Origin of the sequence: Brevundimonas sp., from assembly GCF_035999125.1 — a bacterium.
Taxonomy (GTDB): domain Bacteria; phylum Pseudomonadota; class Alphaproteobacteria; order Caulobacterales; family Caulobacteraceae; genus Brevundimonas.
In genome coordinates this window covers 69178-84807 of sequence record NZ_DASYGX010000010.1, presented here as the reverse complement: position 1 = coordinate 84807, position 15630 = coordinate 69178, and the positions used below count along the sequence as shown (strand labels likewise).

Genomic DNA, 15630 nt, shown 5'->3' with positions numbered 1-15630 from the left:
CGCGGACGTCCACGTCCGCGACTTTGATCAGGCGCCGGTTCGCGGACCTGGAGGTCCGCGCTCCTTTCTACCTCGGCCGTTTCGGCAGCTGCATCCAGTTCTCGAAGCTCATCACGATCTGGCCGTTCTGGTTGTTGACCTCGGTGATCGTGCGCACCCGCCCGCGATCCGGCTGCTTCTCCGACGGCACGATTTCCAGCACCTCGCGCCGCACCGTCAGCCGGTCTCCCGGCCGCACCGGCACGCGCCAGCGCAGGTCGTTGATCCCCAGCCCCAGCAGCGGCACGTCGCCGTACAGATCGGCGTCCACGAAATCCCTCATCACCCGGCTGGCCACGTGCCAGCCGCTGGCGATCAACCCGCCGAACCGCTTAGCCTGCTCGCTGTCGGGATCGACGTGCATCGGCTGCGGATCGAACTGCCGCGCGAAGTCGATGATCTCGGCCTCGGTGATCTCGAACGGCGCGCTGGTCCAGCTTTCGCCGACGGTCAGGTCGTCCAGATAGCGGTCGGTCATCGGGGTCTCCGGGAGAGCGGCCCTTAGATAATCCGAGTCCCGCCCGCGTCATCCCCACCCTTGACCCGGGCGTCCGGTCGTGGCCCTGACCGCCGCCTGATGAAGACCGCCGACTTCGACTTCGACCTGCCCGAGGACCGCATCGCGCTGCGTCCGGCCGAACCGCGCGATTCCGCGCGCCTGCTGGTGGTGCGCGACGGCGGGCTGGAGGACCGCGTCGTCCGCGACCTGCCGGACTTCCTGCGCCCCGGCGACGCCCTGGTGTTCAACGACACCCGGGTGATCCCCGCGCGCCTGTTCGGCGTCCGCACCCGGCCCGGCCCGGACGGCGAGACCCTGTCGGTCGCCGTCGAAGCCACCCTGCACCACCGCGACGCCCCGGACGTCTGGTCCGCCTTCATGAAGCCCGGCAAGCGGCTGAAGGCGGGGGATCGCGTGAGTTTCCTTCTCCCCAACGGGGGAGAAGGTGGGCCGCGCAGCGGCTCGGATGAGGGGGATGCCTCCGCGCGCTCAGCGCAAAACGCCGAGTCCGCCATCGCCGACCCCCTCATCCGTCTCGCTTCGCGAGCCACCTTCTCCCCCAAGGGGAGAAGGGCCCTGACCGCCACCCTCCTCGCCAAACACGACGACGGCCTGGTCGCCCTGCGCTTCGACCTGTCCGGCCGGGCGCTGGACGACGCGATCCGCGTGGTCGGCGTCATGCCCCTGCCGCCCTACATCGCCGCAAAGCGCGCCGAGGACGACCGCGATCGGTCGGACTATCAGACCGTCTATGCCGCCCATGACGGCTCGGTCGCCGCCCCGACCGCCGGCCTGCATTTCACGCCTGACCTGCTGGATGCGATCCGGACCCGGGGCGTCTCGACCCACGCCGTCACCCTGCACGTCGGGGCGGGCACCTTCCTGCCGGTCAAGGCCGACGACCTGGCCGACCACAGGATGCACTCCGAATGGGGCACGGTGTCCTCCGAAACCGCCGACGCCCTGAACGCCGTCCGCGCCGCCGGCGGCCGCATCGTCTGCGTCGGCACCACCAGCCTGCGCCTGCTGGAGAGCGCCGCGACCGAGGACGGCGCGATCCGCCCCTTCCACGACGACACCGCCATCTTCATCACGCCCGGCTACCGCTTCCGCGCCGTGGACGTGCTGATGACCAACTTCCACCTGCCGAAGTCGACCCTGTTCATGCTGGTCTCGGCCTTCGCCGGGCTGGAGACGATGCGGGCCGCCTATGCCCATGCGGTGGACACGGGCTATCGCTTCTACTCCTACGGCGACGGAAGTCTGTTGTTTCGCAACGACTTGACCCCCTGAACCGAACAGGCCCCAAAGGCCTGCTATGATGTCCGCCTCCTCATCCGCGCCCGGCGCACCGTGATGGAAATGAGAGTCTTTTTTTCGGGCTCTCATCCTCGCCCGCCCAAATGTGCACGATGTGCACTCAAAAAAATCAGAGTGCACATTTGCCTTTCGCCTTCGACGTCACCGCCACCGACGGCCGCGCCCGCACCGGGGTGCTGAAGACCCCGCGCGGCGACGTGCGCACCCCCGCCTTCATGCCCGTCGGCACGGCCGCCACGGTCAAGGCGATGACGGTGGATCAGGTGAAGCAGACCGGCGCCGACATCCTGCTGGGCAACACCTATCACCTGATGCTGCGCCCCGGCCCGGAGCGGATGGAGCGCCTGGGCGGCCTCCACAGGTTCATGCGCTGGGACAAGCCCATCCTGACGGACAGCGGCGGCTTCCAGGTCATGTCGCTGTCGGGCATCTCCAAACTGACCGAGGAGGCGGTGACCTTCTCCAGCCACGTCGACGGCTCCAAACACGTCCTGACGCCGGAACGCTCCATCCAGATCCAGGCCGACCGCATCGGCGCGGACATCTCCATGCAGCTGGACGAGTGCGTCGCCTGGCCGGCCGAGGAACAGCGGGCGCGCCAGGGCATGGAGCTGTCGGCCCGTTGGGCCAAGCGGTCGAAAGACGCCTTCGGCACGCGCGAGACCCAGGCCCTGTTCGGCATCCAGCAGGGCTCGACATATGAGCACCTGCGCCGCGAAAGCTCCGACCGGCTGCAGGAGATCGGCTTCGACGGCTACGCCATCGGCGGCCTGGCCGTGGGCGAGGGCCACCAGGCGATGTGCGAGGTGCTGGACTATGCCCCCGACATGCTGCCCGCCGACCGGCCTCGCTATCTGATGGGCGTCGGCAAGCCGATCGATCTGGTCGAGGCGGTCTGGCGCGGCGTCGACATGTTCGACTGCGTCCTGCCCACACGGGCCGGCCGCCACGGCCAGGCCTGGACCTGGGACGGGCCCCTGAACCTCAAGAACGCCCGCTTCGCCGAGGATGAAAGCCCGCTGGACGCCGCGGTCCCCTGCCCGGCGTCACAGGAGTATTCGCGCGCCTATCTGCACCACCTGATCCGCACCGACGAGATTCTCGGCAAGGTGCTCCTGACCTGGCACAACCTCGCCTTCTACCAGGCCCTGACGCAGGCCATGCGCGAAGCCATCGCGGCCGGGCGCCTGGGCGAGTTCCGGCGGGATTTCCACTCCCGTCATGGCGGGGGCGACAAAACTCAAGGCTAATCAATCCTTAACGGGCATTGACAGTAACGGCGGTTTCTGAGGTAACCCCTTTGGGGAGACTTCATCATGTCGCTTTCGTCCTTGTTGTGCCGTCACACTTGGTACTGGTCGGAACGCCACGGCTCCGACCGGTGCCGCCGCTGCGGCAAGCTGGCGGAGCCGGCGGGCGCCGCTTCCGAGGCCGCTCCCGCGCCTGCGGCGATCGCGACCGTCGCGGTCCCGCCTCGCGCGCGCACCCTGACCGAGCGGCTGGACCTGCTGTCGAACGGCGGCCACCTCTCGCGCGACGAGGTCGTCGAGACGGTGCTGGAGCTGATCGAGGACGCCCAGTCGGCACGCCCCCGCCTGTCGGGCGACGTCGCCGCCCGTTACTTCGCGGCTCTGGAGGCCACACGGCGCGTCCCCGCCGTCTGATCGCCCGCTAACGGGGGCTGACCCCGTGGGCCAGGGCCTCGGCCCGATCCCGGTCCGCGCCGTCCAGGCTGGCGACCCACACATGGATGTGGTGCGGCGCCGTCGACTGCTGGAACAGGTGCTCCAACGCCCGTCGGCGGCCGTCCTCGACCACGACGATGCTGGTCCGTCCTCCCGCCACGACCTGCTCGCCCGTGTGGATCGGGAACTGCGACGCCGGCCCGGCATAGATCATCAGCTGGGCCAGGCCGCCTTTGCGCACGGTCCAGACCTGGAAGTCGGGCCCAGGGCGACCGGCCGTCAGGACATAGCCCTCCGGCAGGGCGATCGCGAACGGCAGGGCCTCGATCTCCGCCCGCGTCAGGACACGGGGCGTCGCCGCCGGGGCGGAGACCGCCGGGACCGTCGTCGGCGAAGGGGCCGGGGGCACGGCGGCGGTCGTGGGCGTCGGCTCGGTGCGTCTGGGCTCGGGCGAGGCGGCCTGCGGCCGGGGCGGAGCGGTCACGGCCGTCGGCGTCGGGCTTGAGGTCGGCGGCGCAGCCTGCGGCCGGGGCGGAGCGGTCACGGGCGTCGGCGCGGGGGTCGGGCTTGAGGTCGGCGTCGCGGCCTGTGGGGGCGGCGGCGTCTCCACCGGGCGAGCGGCGCCGGGCGGCATGGAGTTCAGGCTGCCCGTGTAGTCCGGCGTGCTCTGGGCCAGGGCGCCCCCGGCGGACAGGACGACGGCGCCTGCGGTGAGGAAAAGCGTGCGTGTCATGGAGTCAGCTTCGCCCCTCACGGCGCGAAGGACAAGCGTCGCCTCAGGCGGCGGGCAGTTCGATCCAGAAGGTGGCGCCGGCGCCCGGCTGGGACGTCACGCCGATCGAGCCGCCCTGCAGCTCGGTCAGGCGCTTGGCCAGGGCCAGGCCGATGCCGTGCCCCTCGATGGCCGACCGCTCCAGACCCAGGCGGTTGAAGGGCTCGAACAGCTGCGCCTGCTTCTCGGCGGTGAGGCCCGGCCCCTGATCGACGACCTCGATCCGGATCGCCCGCGGCGCCCGGCGTGCGACGAAGCGGACCACGCCGCCCGATGCGCCGTACTTGACCGCGTTGCTGGCCAGATTGCCGACGACCTGGGCCAGCCTCTGGGAGTCGGCCAGGGCGACCAGGCCGTCTCCGGCGCAGTCCATCTCCAGCCTCAACCCGGCCGCTTCGGGCCGCAGGGCGACCGTTCTGCGCACGTCCTCCAACAGACCCGGCACGTCGGTGGGCCTCAGCTCGACCTTGACCGCCCCGGACTCCGCGCGCGCGACGTCCAGCAGGTCGTGCGCCAGCGCCTCGACCTGTCGGGCCGTCTTGACCAGCATCTCGGCCATCTCGGCCTGGGTCGGGCTGACGGGGCCCAGCTGGCCCGCCTTCCACAGGTCGCCGATGCCGATGACCCCGCCGATCGGGCTCTTGATCTCGTGCGCCACATTGGCGAGCAGGCGGGACTTGGCTTCCGACGCGGCCTCGGCCCTGACGCGCCCGAGGCGCGCCCGCTCGGCCAGGGCGTCGCGCTCTTCCAGCAGGGCGGCGATGAGGAAGATCGGCAGGCATCCCAGGAAGACCATGGTCTGGGCCAGAACCGCCCGATCCGCCAGATCGACGTTGGCCCCGCTGAACGGACCCACCCCGGCCATGGCGCCCCCGACCGCCGTCAGGGTCACGATCACCAGCGCCGCGGCGGTGCCCAGAATGCGCAGGCGCGCCGCCACCAGGATCATCACCGGGATGACGGCGAACCCCAACGGCGCCCGGACCATCATGAAGACGGCGACGGTCACCGCCAGCACCAGGCCCATCAGGCTCACGGCCTCTACGGCCCTCCAGGGCCGGGTCAGCGCCGCCAGATGCGGTCGCGTCAGGGAGACGCCGAAGGCGCCGAACACGGCCAGACCCAGCGCATGGCCGAACCACCAGGTCTGGAACGACGCCAGAGGATCCGCCCCCACGAGGACCGTCAGCCAAGCCGTGCTGAACGCGGCCGCCGGGATCGGCGCCAGGACCGCGCCGCACAGCAGGAAGCGGACGGCGCCGTCGACGGTCGACAGGTTCAGGGTCGGCGCGAACCGCCGGACCAGAAGGACGGCGCCCACGATCTCGATCATGTTGGCGACGGTGAACATCACCGACAGGCCGACCGGGTTTCCGGCCATGACCTCGCCGGCCATGATGCCGACGGTCAGCAGGCCCCCGAAGCAGACGTCGTAGACGCGGTCGCGCGACGTGCGCAGCCAGACCGCCACGGCCAATCCGCCCGCCCCCCAGAGCGCCGCCACCAGACCCGCGGACCGGGCGAAGTTGATCGCCGTCACGACGAGGACCAGCACGCCCAGCGCCGTCAGGATCGGCACGAGCGGCTGGGAGAAGAAGGTCGAAGCCCCACGCGCGGCCGGCGTCGCGGCGCCTTCCGTCGCCGGAGCGCTCGTGGATTCCATCGGGTCGAGCGCGCGGCTCAGGGACATCAGGTCTCACTCGGGCGGGGAGGCTCCCGAAATGAACCACAGCTTCCCTAACGATCCCCTGCGATCGCCCCCAGCGTCCGATTGAAAGCCCGCACGGCCGCCGCCGGACCTTCCGAATGCGACCACACCCCCGCGCTGACGGCGACGAAGTCGGCGCCGGCGCGGGCCAGATCGCCCGCGTTGTCCGCCGTGATCCCGCCGATCGCCACGCAGGGAACCTCCATCGTCTCTTGCCAGATGGTCAGGATTTCGGGATCCGGCCGATGCACGGTCTCCTTCGTCCCTGTCGGGAAGAAGGCGCCGAAGGCGACGTAGTCCGCCCCCGCCTCAGCCGCCTCCATCGCCAGATGGCGGCTGTCGTGACAGGTGACGCCGATCATCGCGTCCGGTCCCATCAGGCGACGCGCCTGGGCGACCGGGGCGTCGCCCTGCCCCACATGCACCCCGTCGCAGCCGAGCTCGGCGGCCAGATCCGGCCGATCGTTCAGGATCACCGCAACACCGCGCGCCTGGGCGATCGGAGCGAGGCGTCGCACCGCCGCCTCGACCTGCGCGTCCGTCGCGGGCTTGAGGCGCACCTGCAAGGCGGCCACGTCGCCCGCGTCCAGCGCCGCCTCCAGCGCTTCGGCGAAGGCGTCGAGATCGTCCACCACGGGCGGAGTGATCAGATAGAGGCGGCAGGCCTGGCGCTGTGCGGTCATGCGCCCTCCTCCCGCGCGCCGCGGCGATCGTCAACCGCAGCCGTGAGAACGACTTGCAATCGCCGGCGCGCCTGTTAAAGCGAACCAGTCGCATCTTTCGGGTCGGGCCCAACGTGTACGTCTGCAACTGCAACGGTCTTCGCCAGCGTGACGTCCGCCAGGCCATCGAGGCCGGCGCGACGCGCCCGCGCGACGTCTTCGTCCGTCACCAATGCCAGGCTCAGTGCGCCAAGTGCGTCTGCGACCTGCGCCGGATGATCGACGAGACCCGTCAGGCCTACGCCATGGCGGCGGAATAGGCGCACCCGACTTTCACTCGCATTTTCAATGTGATGATAAGTGTTCGCAGGTGAACACTTCGCCTTTCGGCGTGTTATCCTGACCGCGAGTCACGGCCCTCCCCGGCCGCCGCCAGCCAAGGACGCAGACCATGAAGGCCGATCCCGCGATCATCCGCACGCTCAACGCCGTGCTGACCAACGAGCTGACGGCGGTGAACCAGTACTTCCTGCACGCCCGCATGTTCGAGAGCTGGGGCCTGAAGCATCTCGGCAAGGTCGTCTATGACGAGAGCATCGGCGAGATGAAGCACGCCGACATGCTGATCAAACGCGTGCTGTTCCTCGACGGCCTGCCCAACCTTCAGGACCTGCACAAGCTGAAGATCGGCGAGACGGTGGTCGAGTGTCTGGGGGCCGACCTGCAGCTGGAGTACGGCGGGCGCGAGACCCTGATCGCCGGCATCGCCCAGTTCGAGGAGGCGCGGGATTATGTGAGCCGCGAGATCCTGCAGCACATCCTGAACGACACCGAGGAACACATCGACTTCCTCGAGAACCAGTTCAAGCTGATCGAGATGATGGGCGAGCCGAACTACATCCAGTCGTCGCTGGGCGAGATCGGCCCCGACGGGTCGGCGACGGGGAATTGAACCCCGTCATCTGACCTCGCGCGCGCTGAGGTGCGCCACGGCGGCGAGCAGCGCCAGCGCGCCCAGGCCGGCGCCCAGTCCAAGCGCCGTGTTCACGCGCCAAGGCTCGGTCGCCAGCATGTTGATCGGCATCTGCCAGGGGAAGAAGACGCCCTGCTTGGCGGAGGTGGCGACCACCGAGAAGAAGGTGCCGCCGATGCCGATGGCCAGCGCCGGGACGAAGCTGGAGAACCGCATGGCGGTCCAGAACTGGATGGCGGTCAGCAGGATCGCCGCCAGCCAGATCCGGCCCATGGTGAGCAGGTGCTGGCTCAGGTCCAGCGCGCCGGTCGGCTCCAGCACCGGCTTGACGGCGACCGCGCCGCGCACCGCCGCATAGGTTACGACCAGGTTCAGCAGGCTCATCGCCCCCACCACCGCCAGCACGCATACGGCCTTGGCCGCATAGATGGTCCAGCGCGGTCGCGGCAGGGCCCGCAGGTGGTCCCAGGCCTTGGGGCCATGCTCCATGTGCGCGATCAGGGCGGTCAGGGCCGTGACGCTCATCGGCAGCATGAAGAAGGCCCAGATGCCCGCCGAACTGCCCAGCCACATCTCCCACGCCATGGGCGCCTTTCCGCGCAACATGTTGAAGAAGATGAAGACGCCGATCAGGCAGGGCGCGGCGACGGCCAGCAGCAGGGCCAGGGAGCGGTTCAGCTTGCGGGCCTCGACGATCAGGGCGGTGAGCATCAGGCGAACTCCTTCGTGCGGGCGGGCGGCGCGGCGGGCGCCGAGGCCTGGCGGTAGATTCCTTCCAACGAGCGGGCCCGCGCGCCGATGGCGAACACCCCCACCCCCGCGCCGACCAGCGCCCGGTTTAGCGCGGCCACGGCGGCGTCGTGGTCCTCTCCCGGACGCAGCCGGGCGATCAGGCCGCCGTCGTCCGCGACGACGGTCAGGTCGTGGCCGCGCAGCACCTGCGTCGCTCTCCCGGCGTCGTCGACGCGCAGGGCGATCTCCGGCGCCTGATCGGCCTTCAGCCGGGTCAGGTCGCCCTCCAGCACCAGCCGACCCTCGTGCACGATGCCGACGTGGCTGGCGGTCTGCTCGATCTCGCCGAGCAGGTGGCTGGACAGCAGCACGGTCGCGCCCGTCCGGTCCGGCAGGGTCTTGAGGAAGCGGCGCATGTCGGCGATGCCGTCCGGGTCGAGGCCGTTCGTGGGCTCGTCCAGGATCAGCACGGGCGGAGCGCCCAGCATGGCGCGGGCCAGGCCCAGCCGCTGGCGCATGCCCAGCGAGTAATCCGAGACGCGGCGGCGGCCGTTCTCGGTCATCTCCACCACCTCCAGCACCCGATCGACCTCGCTGGCCGGCAGGCCGAGCAGGGTGCGGGTCAGATCGAGGTTCTCGCGGCCCGACAGATTGGCGTAGAAGCCGTGCGCCTCCAGCAGGGCGCCCACCTTGCGGGCGGCGGCGATCCGGTTGGCTCCCACGTCGATCCCACACACGTGCGCCGATCCCGCCGTGGGCTTCAGCAGCCCCAGCACCATCTTCAGCGTCGTGGTCTTGCCCGCGCCGTTGCGGCCCAGGAAGCCGTAGACCGCCCGGTCGGGCACCGTCATCGACACCCCGTCGACCGCAAGCTGCCGGCCGAACCTGCGCGTCAGCCTCCTCGTCTCGATCGCCGCCATCACCATCTCGCTCGTTTAACTCTGAGCTAAAGTTGCAAAGCGAGGTCGTTTAAGTCAAGATTAAAGATCAGACAGTTTCGGAGCCCCCGTGAGCCAGACCGACCTGACCCGATTCCGCGCCATGTGCGGCCAGTTCCGCTGGCTGGCGGTCTTCATGGTGGTCAGCGTCGGGCTGCTGCTGGCCCTGATCCACCTGATCTTTCCCGCCATGATCGCGGTCCGCGACGGCGCGCCGCCGCCGGGCTGGGTCGGCGGCGCTCTGTTCGCCTCGCCGACCGCTTTCTACCTTTTCGCCGTCTGGTCGATCGGCCGGGCGATGGGCCAGCTGGCGAAGGGCCGGCTCATCCAGGCGACGCTGGCCAGCGCCCTGCGGCGCGTCGGCCTGGCGCTGGGGATCGGCGGAGTGACCAGCGTCTTCCTGGTGACCAACCTCGCGCGCGTGCTGGAGGGCGGTCGCGGCGGCTGGCTGCATTTCGATGTGGCCGGCATGACCCTGGGCATGATCGGCGGCGCCCTGTTCCTGCTGGGCCGGGTGATGGATCAGGCCGGCCGGGTGCAGGCCGAGCTGGACGAGATGATCTGATGCCCGTCCGTGTGACGCTGGACGCCCTGATCGTCCGCAAGGGGCTGAAGGCCAAGGATCTGGCCCAGACCGTGGGCCTGTCCGAAACCCAGCTGTCGCTGTTCCGGTCGGGCAAGGTGAAGGGCATCCGCTTCCGCACCCTGGCGCGACTGTGCGCGGCGCTGGGCTGCACGCCCGGCGATCTGCTCGACTATGACTTCAACGCCGCCGATCTGGACGCCGTGGACGAGGACGTCTGAACCGACGACGCCCTGCGCGCCCTGCCCTTCATGGGCGCGGGCTGAGGGGAACCGGGCGGCGGCTCGCGGACTTTTCCCTCCGTTCGCAGATGGAGGCCCGCATGAGCGTCGAAGACACCCTGGATCAGGCGCTGGACGGCGCGGCGGAGTTCCTGAACGCCGGCGAGCGGCCTGCGCACCACGTGGCGCTGGGTCTGGCGGTCACGGTCGGGTTCGCCCTGGCGTCCGCCGCACTGGCCAAGGGCGTGGTCGAGCCGCGTCGGCGCAGCCGCGTCCAGGCGCTGAAGGGCGAAGGGCCGATCACCGAGCGCCCTCGTGGCTCTCTCGGCCTGCTGATCCCCGCCGTCTTCTCGGCGACCACGCTTTCGGCCCTGCGGGTGTGGAACGCGCCGTCGAAGAGGGAACGCACCGCCGCCCTGTCGCTGTGGGCGATCACCCAGGCGGCGAACGCGGCGTTCCTGGCGTTCCGCCCGTCCAGCCGCATGGGCCAGATCGTCGCGGCCATGACGTCGGCCGGCCTGGCCGCCGCCTTCGCCCACGAGGCGCGACGCGTCGATGTGGGTGCGGGCAAGCTGGCGGCCCCCTTCGGCGCCACCACGCGCCTCGCCAACCGGGTGGAGGAGCGGGCGACGGTCCACTGACCGTCCTTGCCCGGATCGAGCCGATCCTCTAGGGACTGCGCCCGTTCCGCGCGCCGCGTCGGCCGCGCCTCTCAGACAGCGAATCCCAGATGGCCAAGATCAACGGCAACACCATCAAGCCGGGCATGGTGCTTCAGCACAACGGCGGCCTGTGGGTCGTGACCAAGGCCAGCCACGTCAAGCCGGGCAAAGGCGGCGCCTTCGCGAACGTCGAGGCCAAGAACCTGGAGACGGGCAACAAGCTGAACGAGCGCTTCCGGTCGGAAGACAAGGTCGAGCGCGTCACCCTGGAGCAGAAGGACTTTTCCTACCTGTACGACGGCGGCGATACATTGGTGTTCATGGACGACGCCACCTACGAGCAGATCGAGCTGCAGAAGGACTGGGTCGGCGAGGAGCGCATCCCCTACCTGCAGGAAGGCATGAAGGTCGTCATCGAGATGCACGAAGAGCGTCCGATCGGCCTGTCGCTGCCGGATCAGGTCACCCTGACGGTTTCCGAGACCGAGCCCACCGTGAAGGGCCAGACCGCCTCGTCCTCCTACAAGCCCGCCATCGCCGACAACGGGGTGCGCATCATGATCCCGCCCTACATGTCGGCCGGCGAGCGCATCGTCGTCGACACGACCACCGGCGAATACGTCCGCCGCGCTGATTGAGGCATTAGGCAGTAGGCAGTAGGCAGTACGTCCGCGCCCTTCCCTACTGCCTACTGCCTAAGCCCTACTGCCTTCGGAGCCCCATGGCCCTCGCCTCCGCCCTGCTGCAAGTGATGATGGACGCGGTCCGCAAGACCGCCCGTCCGATGGTGCGCGACTTCGGCGAGGTCGCGCAGCTGCAGGTGTCCCGCAAGGGGCCCGCCGACTTCGTCACCGCCGCCGACGTCAAGGCCGAGCAAACCCTGTTCGAGCTGCTGACCAAGGCGCGCCCCGGCTACGGCTTCCTGGGCGAGGAACGGGGCATGGTGGAGGGGACGGACAAGACCCACACCTGGATCGTCGACCCGATCGACGGCACCACCAACTTCATGCACGCCATGCCGCAGTTCGCCATCACCGTGGCCCTGCAGCGCACCGACCACGACGGCCGCGCCGAGATCGTGGCCGGCGTCACCTACAATCCCGTCCAGAACGAGATGTTCTGGGCCGAAAAGGGCAAGGGCGCGCACCTGAACGACACGCGCATCCGGGTGTCGGGGCGCAAGGACCTGGCCGACGGCCTGATCTCGACCGGCCTGCCCTTCCTGGGCCGTCCGGGGCATGCGCAGGCGATCAAGGACCTGCACGGCGTGGGCCAGCGCGTGGCCGGCATCCGCCGCCTGGGCGCGGCCTCGCTGGACCTGGCCTGGACCGCCTGCGGCCGCTACGACGCCTTCTACGAGCGCGGCCTGAACGTCTGGGACGTGGCGGCGGGCGTGCTGCTGGTCACCGAGGCGGGCGGCACGGTCACGACCGTCGATCCGGACGGCGACCCGCTGAACGGCAAGCAGATCGTCGCCGGCGGCCCGGACATGCAGGCCAACCTGCGCAAGGTGCTGCAGGCGGCCTGACAGGCTTCACGCAGGCGTCGCCTGCGGGCGATAGTCGGCTGGGATGATCCGCATCCTGCTCGCCCTGACGATCAGCCTCATGGCCCTGCCCGCTTCCGCCCAGACTCTGGTCATCGCGCACCGCGGCGCCTCAGGTGAGCGGCCGGAGCACACGCGCGCGGCCTATGAGCTGGCGATCGACCAGGGCGCGGACTTCATCGAGCCGGACCTGGTCATGTCGAGGGACGGCGTGCTGGTGGTGCGGCACGAGAACGCCCTGTCGGACACCACCGACGTGGCCGACCGGCCGGAGTTCGCGGACCGACGCCGGACGCAGACGATCGACGGAGGGGAGGTCGTCGACTGGTTCAGCGAGGACTTCACCCTGGCCGAGCTGCGGACCCTGCGGGCGCGGGAGCGGCTGCCCGACCTGAGGAGCACGGCCTTCGACGGACAGGAGGGCGTCCTGACGTTCGAGGAGGTGCTGGACCTCGCCGACGCGGCCTCGGCGCGGACCGGGCGGCGGGTCGGCGTGATCCCGGAGCTGAAGCACCCGTCGCACTTCGCCGCCGTCGGCCTGCCGATGGAGGCGGAGCTGGCGCGCATCCTGACGGCGCGCGGGCTGGCGGGCGCCGACGCGCCGGTGATCGTGCAGAGCTTCGAGGTGGGGGCGCTGAAGACGCTGGACGGGCTGATCGAGGCGCCCCTGATGCTGCTGGCGTCCGCCGTCGGCGGGCCGGCGGACCTGCCCGGCACGACCTATGCGTCGCTGCTGACCGACGCGGGGCTGGCGGAGGTCGCGACCTATGCCGACTGGATCGGCGTGGAGACCTCGCTGGTCGTCCCGCGCTTGGGCGGCGCCTCGGGCCCGGCCACCGACCTGCCGGAGCGCGCCCATGCCGCCGGCCTGAAGGTCGGCGTCTGGACGCTGCGCGCCGAGGACCGCTTTCTGCCGTCGGACCACAGCGGCGACCTGCGCAGCTGGTTCCGCCGCTTTGAAGCGGCGGGCGTGGACGCGGTCTTCACCGACAATCCGGGAAAGGTCCGGTAGGCGGCCCGAGGTGCACGCTGAACTTTTTTTTGAGTGCGCATAGTGCACGGAGTGCACATTGGCGCCTGCACCCAGACTCAGCCACACACCGAAACTGTGTCCGGCGAAATGTGCAAAGTTACACCGAGGTGACTGACTTATAGAGAGATTCTCTGCGCCGTCGTGATGACTGCGGCGGCCCATCCGTCGCAACGGGCGTCACCCCGCGGGCAGGAGTGAAGCGCACAGCCTCGGAGCGCGGACCTCCAGGTCCGCGTGGTCGCTCAGTCGCGGACCTGGAGGTCCGCGCTCCTTCCGGTCTGGATCACTCGCCCCGGAACTGCAGCTCCGCAAGGCGGGCATAGAGTCCGCCGCGCGCCACCAGGTCGTGGTGCGTCCCCTCCTCCACCACGCAGCCGCCGTCCATGACGACGATGCGGTCGGCGCGCAGGACCGTGGCCAGGCGGTGGGCGATGACCAGGGTGGTGCGCTCCTCCATCGCCCGATCCAGCGCGGCCTGAACCAAGTGCTCGTTCTCGGAATCCAGCGCGCTGGTGGCCTCGTCCAGCAGCAGGATCGGTGCGTGGCGGATCAGGGCGCGGGCGATGGCCAGACGCTGGCGCTGGCCGCCGGACAGGGTCTTGCCGCGCTCGCCCAGCGGCGTGTCGAACCCCTGCGGCAGGGCCTCGACGAAGGCGCGGGCCTGGGCCCGGTCGGCGGCGTCGCACAGCTCCTCGTCCGTCGCAGTCTCGCGGCCGAAGCGGACGTTCTCGGCCGCCGAGCCCGAGAACAGCGGCGCCTCCTGCGAAACCCAGGCGAAGCGGCCGCGCACTTCGGCCGGGTCGGCCTCGCGCACGTCCACGCCGTCCACCGCGACGACCCCGCTCTGCGGGTCGTAGAAGCGCAGCAGAAGGCGGAAGACGGTCGACTTGCCCGCCCCAGACGGACCGACCAGGGCGACCGTCTCGCCCGGCCGAACGGTGAGGGAGAAGCCGTTCAGCGCCGGCAGGTCGGGCCGGCCGGGGTAGGCGAAGTCGACGCCGGACATCGACACCTCCCCCCGAGGCGGCGTGGGCAGGGCGCGCGGCGCGGCGGGCGCGGCGATCAGCGGTTCCGACCGCATCAGCTCGTCGATCCGCTCCATGGCGCCGGCGGCCTTCTGCACGTCGCCCCAGCTTTCGCCCAGGGCGCCGACCGCGCCGCCGGCGAAGGTGGACAGCAGCACGAACTGCAGCAGGGCGCCGGGGCTCATGCGGCCGGCGATGACGTCCTGGGCGCCCAGCCACAGCACCAAGGTCACGCCGCCGAACATGACGGAGATGATCAGGGCGGTCATGACGGCGCGGGCCTTCATCCGCTGGATGGAGGTGGCGAAGGACGCCTCCACCGCCGCCTCGAAGCGGCCGACGGCCGTCGCCTCGCGCCCGAAGGCCTGGACCGTCTCCACCGCGTCGACGTTCTCGCCGGCCGAGGCGACGGCTTCGGCGAAGGCGTCCTGGGTCTTGACCGTCAAACGCCGCACGATGCGGCCGAACAGGAACAGCGGCACGATCAGCAGCGGCACCACCAGAACGACCAGCCCCGTCAGCTTGGGCGAGACGAAGAACAGCAGGATGATCGCGCCGATCAGCGTCAGCAGGTTGCGCAGGGCATAGGAGACCGAGGTCGTCAGCAGGGTTTCGACCAGGGCGATGTCGGTGGTCAGGCGCGACAGCACCTCGCCGGTGCGCATCTTCACGTAGAAGCCGGGATCCAGGGTCAGGACGCGGCGGAACAGCCCCTCGCGCAGGTCGGCGACGATGCGCTCGCCGGTGCGGGTGACGAAATAGTAGCGGAAGGCCGTGGCCAGGCCGAGGAACAGGGCGTTCAGGCCCAGCAGGCCAAACCAGAAGTTCAGCCCCGCCCCGTCGTCCAGGAAGCCGTTGTCGATCGCGCCCCGCGCCGTGACCGTCAGGCCCAGCGAGGCCGCCGTGGACGCCAGCAGCCACAGCGCGGCCATCGCCGCCTGGCCGCGGTGCGCGACGGCATAAGGGATCAGTCGGGCCAGGGGGCGGACGTTCTTGCTGCGCGCGCGCCGTTCGCCCGCCTCGGCCAGCCGCTCGGACAGCTGGGCCCCCGCCCCCGGGCGGGCGTCGGCGTCAGGAGCGGAGGAAGCGGCTGAGGCGTCGGTCATGGCCGCGCCTCTTGCCCCGGAACCGTCTCCGGTGTAAACGCCCGCGCTCGCCGCAGGCCCCGCCTGCGGCTTACGTCATTCTTGCGCACCGACGGTCGGCATCGTCACCGCGCGTTTCTGGACCGG

At 70.3% G+C, this 15630-nt stretch carries 18 protein-coding genes; 11 read left to right on the top strand and 7 right to left on the bottom strand.

What is annotated here, in order from left to right; genetic code table 11:
- Nucleotides 1-67: 67 nt before the first annotated feature.
- Nucleotides 68-517, bottom strand: a complete 450-nt coding sequence (locus VGN45_RS09430; RefSeq protein ID WP_327461735.1) for a MaoC family dehydratase — start codon at nucleotides 515-517, stop codon at nucleotides 68-70.
- Between the two features lie 99 nt (nucleotides 518-616).
- Between VGN45_RS09430 and queA the strand changes: the two genes are divergently transcribed.
- The 3 genes from queA (at nucleotide 617) to VGN45_RS09415 (ending at nucleotide 3522) form a co-directional block, all read left to right on the top strand.
- A complete protein-coding gene (queA, locus tag VGN45_RS09425) occupies nucleotides 617-1831 on the top strand; it encodes a tRNA preQ1(34) S-adenosylmethionine ribosyltransferase-isomerase QueA (protein ID WP_327461733.1) in 1215 nt (404 codons plus the stop codon).
- 149 nt (nucleotides 1832-1980) lie between these two features.
- Nucleotides 1981-3108: a tRNA guanosine(34) transglycosylase Tgt gene (gene tgt, locus VGN45_RS09420; RefSeq protein WP_327461731.1), complete on the top strand. Its 1128-nt coding sequence runs from the start codon at nucleotides 1981-1983 to the stop codon at nucleotides 3106-3108.
- A 66-nt stretch (nucleotides 3109-3174) separates the two neighbouring features.
- Nucleotides 3175-3522 carry a hypothetical protein gene (locus VGN45_RS09415; protein WP_327461729.1) on the top strand — a complete coding sequence of 116 codons (348 nt, stop codon included), beginning with the start codon at nucleotides 3175-3177 and terminating at the stop codon, nucleotides 3520-3522.
- A gap of 7 nt (nucleotides 3523-3529) precedes the next feature.
- On the opposite strand, the gene VGN45_RS09410 is transcribed toward VGN45_RS09415, so the two are convergent.
- Genes VGN45_RS09410 through thiE form a run of 3 tightly spaced genes read right to left on the bottom strand, consistent with a single transcriptional unit; the run spans nucleotide 3530 to nucleotide 6706 of the window.
- A complete protein-coding gene (locus tag VGN45_RS09410) occupies nucleotides 3530-4276 on the bottom strand; it encodes a hypothetical protein (RefSeq protein WP_327461727.1) in 747 nt (248 codons plus the stop codon).
- A gap of 43 nt (nucleotides 4277-4319) precedes the next feature.
- Entirely contained in the window at nucleotides 4320-6005 is a 1686-nt protein-coding gene (locus VGN45_RS09405; protein WP_327461725.1) for an ATP-binding protein, read from the bottom strand.
- A gap of 47 nt (nucleotides 6006-6052) precedes the next feature.
- Nucleotides 6053-6706 (bottom strand): thiamine phosphate synthase, encoded by a 654-nt coding sequence (gene thiE, locus VGN45_RS09400; protein ID WP_327461723.1) that lies wholly within the window; start codon nucleotides 6704-6706, stop codon nucleotides 6053-6055.
- A gap of 113 nt (nucleotides 6707-6819) precedes the next feature.
- Between thiE and VGN45_RS09395 the strand changes: the two genes are divergently transcribed.
- A complete protein-coding gene (locus VGN45_RS09395) occupies nucleotides 6820-7005 on the top strand; it encodes a (2Fe-2S)-binding protein (protein WP_327461722.1) in 186 nt (61 codons plus the stop codon).
- Nucleotides 7006-7136: 131 nt separating this feature from the next.
- Nucleotides 7137-7637, top strand: a complete 501-nt coding sequence (bfr, locus tag VGN45_RS09390; RefSeq protein WP_327461720.1) for a bacterioferritin — start codon at nucleotides 7137-7139, stop codon at nucleotides 7635-7637.
- 6 nt (nucleotides 7638-7643) lie between these two features.
- Here the strand turns inward: bfr and VGN45_RS09385 are convergent, their stop codons facing one another.
- Together VGN45_RS09385 and VGN45_RS09380 are read right to left on the bottom strand one after the other, a co-directional pair.
- Nucleotides 7644-8369 carry an ABC transporter permease gene (locus tag VGN45_RS09385; RefSeq protein ID WP_327461718.1) on the bottom strand — a complete coding sequence of 242 codons (726 nt, stop codon included), beginning with the start codon at nucleotides 8367-8369 and terminating at the stop codon, nucleotides 7644-7646.
- Nucleotides 8369-9313, bottom strand: a complete 945-nt coding sequence (locus VGN45_RS09380) for an ABC transporter ATP-binding protein (protein ID WP_327461835.1) — start codon at nucleotides 9311-9313, stop codon at nucleotides 8369-8371. Before VGN45_RS09380 ends, VGN45_RS09385 begins: the two co-directional genes overlap by 1 nt.
- 85 nt (nucleotides 9314-9398) lie before the next feature.
- On the opposite strand from VGN45_RS09380, the gene VGN45_RS09375 reads away from it, so the two are divergent.
- From VGN45_RS09375 to VGN45_RS09350, 6 genes are all read left to right on the top strand, one after another.
- On the top strand, nucleotides 9399-9893 hold the full coding sequence (locus VGN45_RS09375; RefSeq protein WP_327461716.1) for a DUF2975 domain-containing protein: 495 nt from the start codon (nucleotides 9399-9401) through the stop codon (nucleotides 9891-9893).
- Nucleotides 9893-10132 (top strand): helix-turn-helix transcriptional regulator, encoded by a 240-nt coding sequence (locus tag VGN45_RS09370; protein WP_327461714.1) that lies wholly within the window; start codon nucleotides 9893-9895, stop codon nucleotides 10130-10132. Before VGN45_RS09375 ends, VGN45_RS09370 begins: the two co-directional genes overlap by 1 nt.
- 101 nt (nucleotides 10133-10233) lie before the next feature.
- Entirely contained in the window at nucleotides 10234-10773 is a 540-nt protein-coding gene (locus VGN45_RS09365; protein ID WP_327461712.1) for a TspO protein, read from the top strand.
- 89 nt (nucleotides 10774-10862) lie between these two features.
- Nucleotides 10863-11432 carry an elongation factor P gene (efp, locus tag VGN45_RS09360; RefSeq protein ID WP_327461710.1) on the top strand — a complete coding sequence of 190 codons (570 nt, stop codon included), beginning with the start codon at nucleotides 10863-10865 and terminating at the stop codon, nucleotides 11430-11432.
- An 83-nt stretch (nucleotides 11433-11515) separates the two neighbouring features.
- On the top strand, nucleotides 11516-12322 hold the full coding sequence (locus tag VGN45_RS09355; RefSeq protein ID WP_327461708.1) for an inositol monophosphatase family protein: 807 nt from the start codon (nucleotides 11516-11518) through the stop codon (nucleotides 12320-12322).
- Nucleotides 12323-12365: 43 nt separating this feature from the next.
- A complete protein-coding gene (locus tag VGN45_RS09350) occupies nucleotides 12366-13352 on the top strand; it encodes a glycerophosphodiester phosphodiesterase (protein ID WP_327461706.1) in 987 nt (328 codons plus the stop codon).
- Between the two features lie 304 nt (nucleotides 13353-13656).
- Here VGN45_RS09350 and VGN45_RS09345 read toward each other — a convergent pair whose 3' ends face one another.
- Nucleotides 13657-15504 (bottom strand): ABC transporter transmembrane domain-containing protein, encoded by a 1848-nt coding sequence (locus VGN45_RS09345; RefSeq protein WP_327461704.1) that lies wholly within the window; start codon nucleotides 15502-15504, stop codon nucleotides 13657-13659.
- Nucleotides 15505-15630 lie beyond the last annotated feature (126 nt).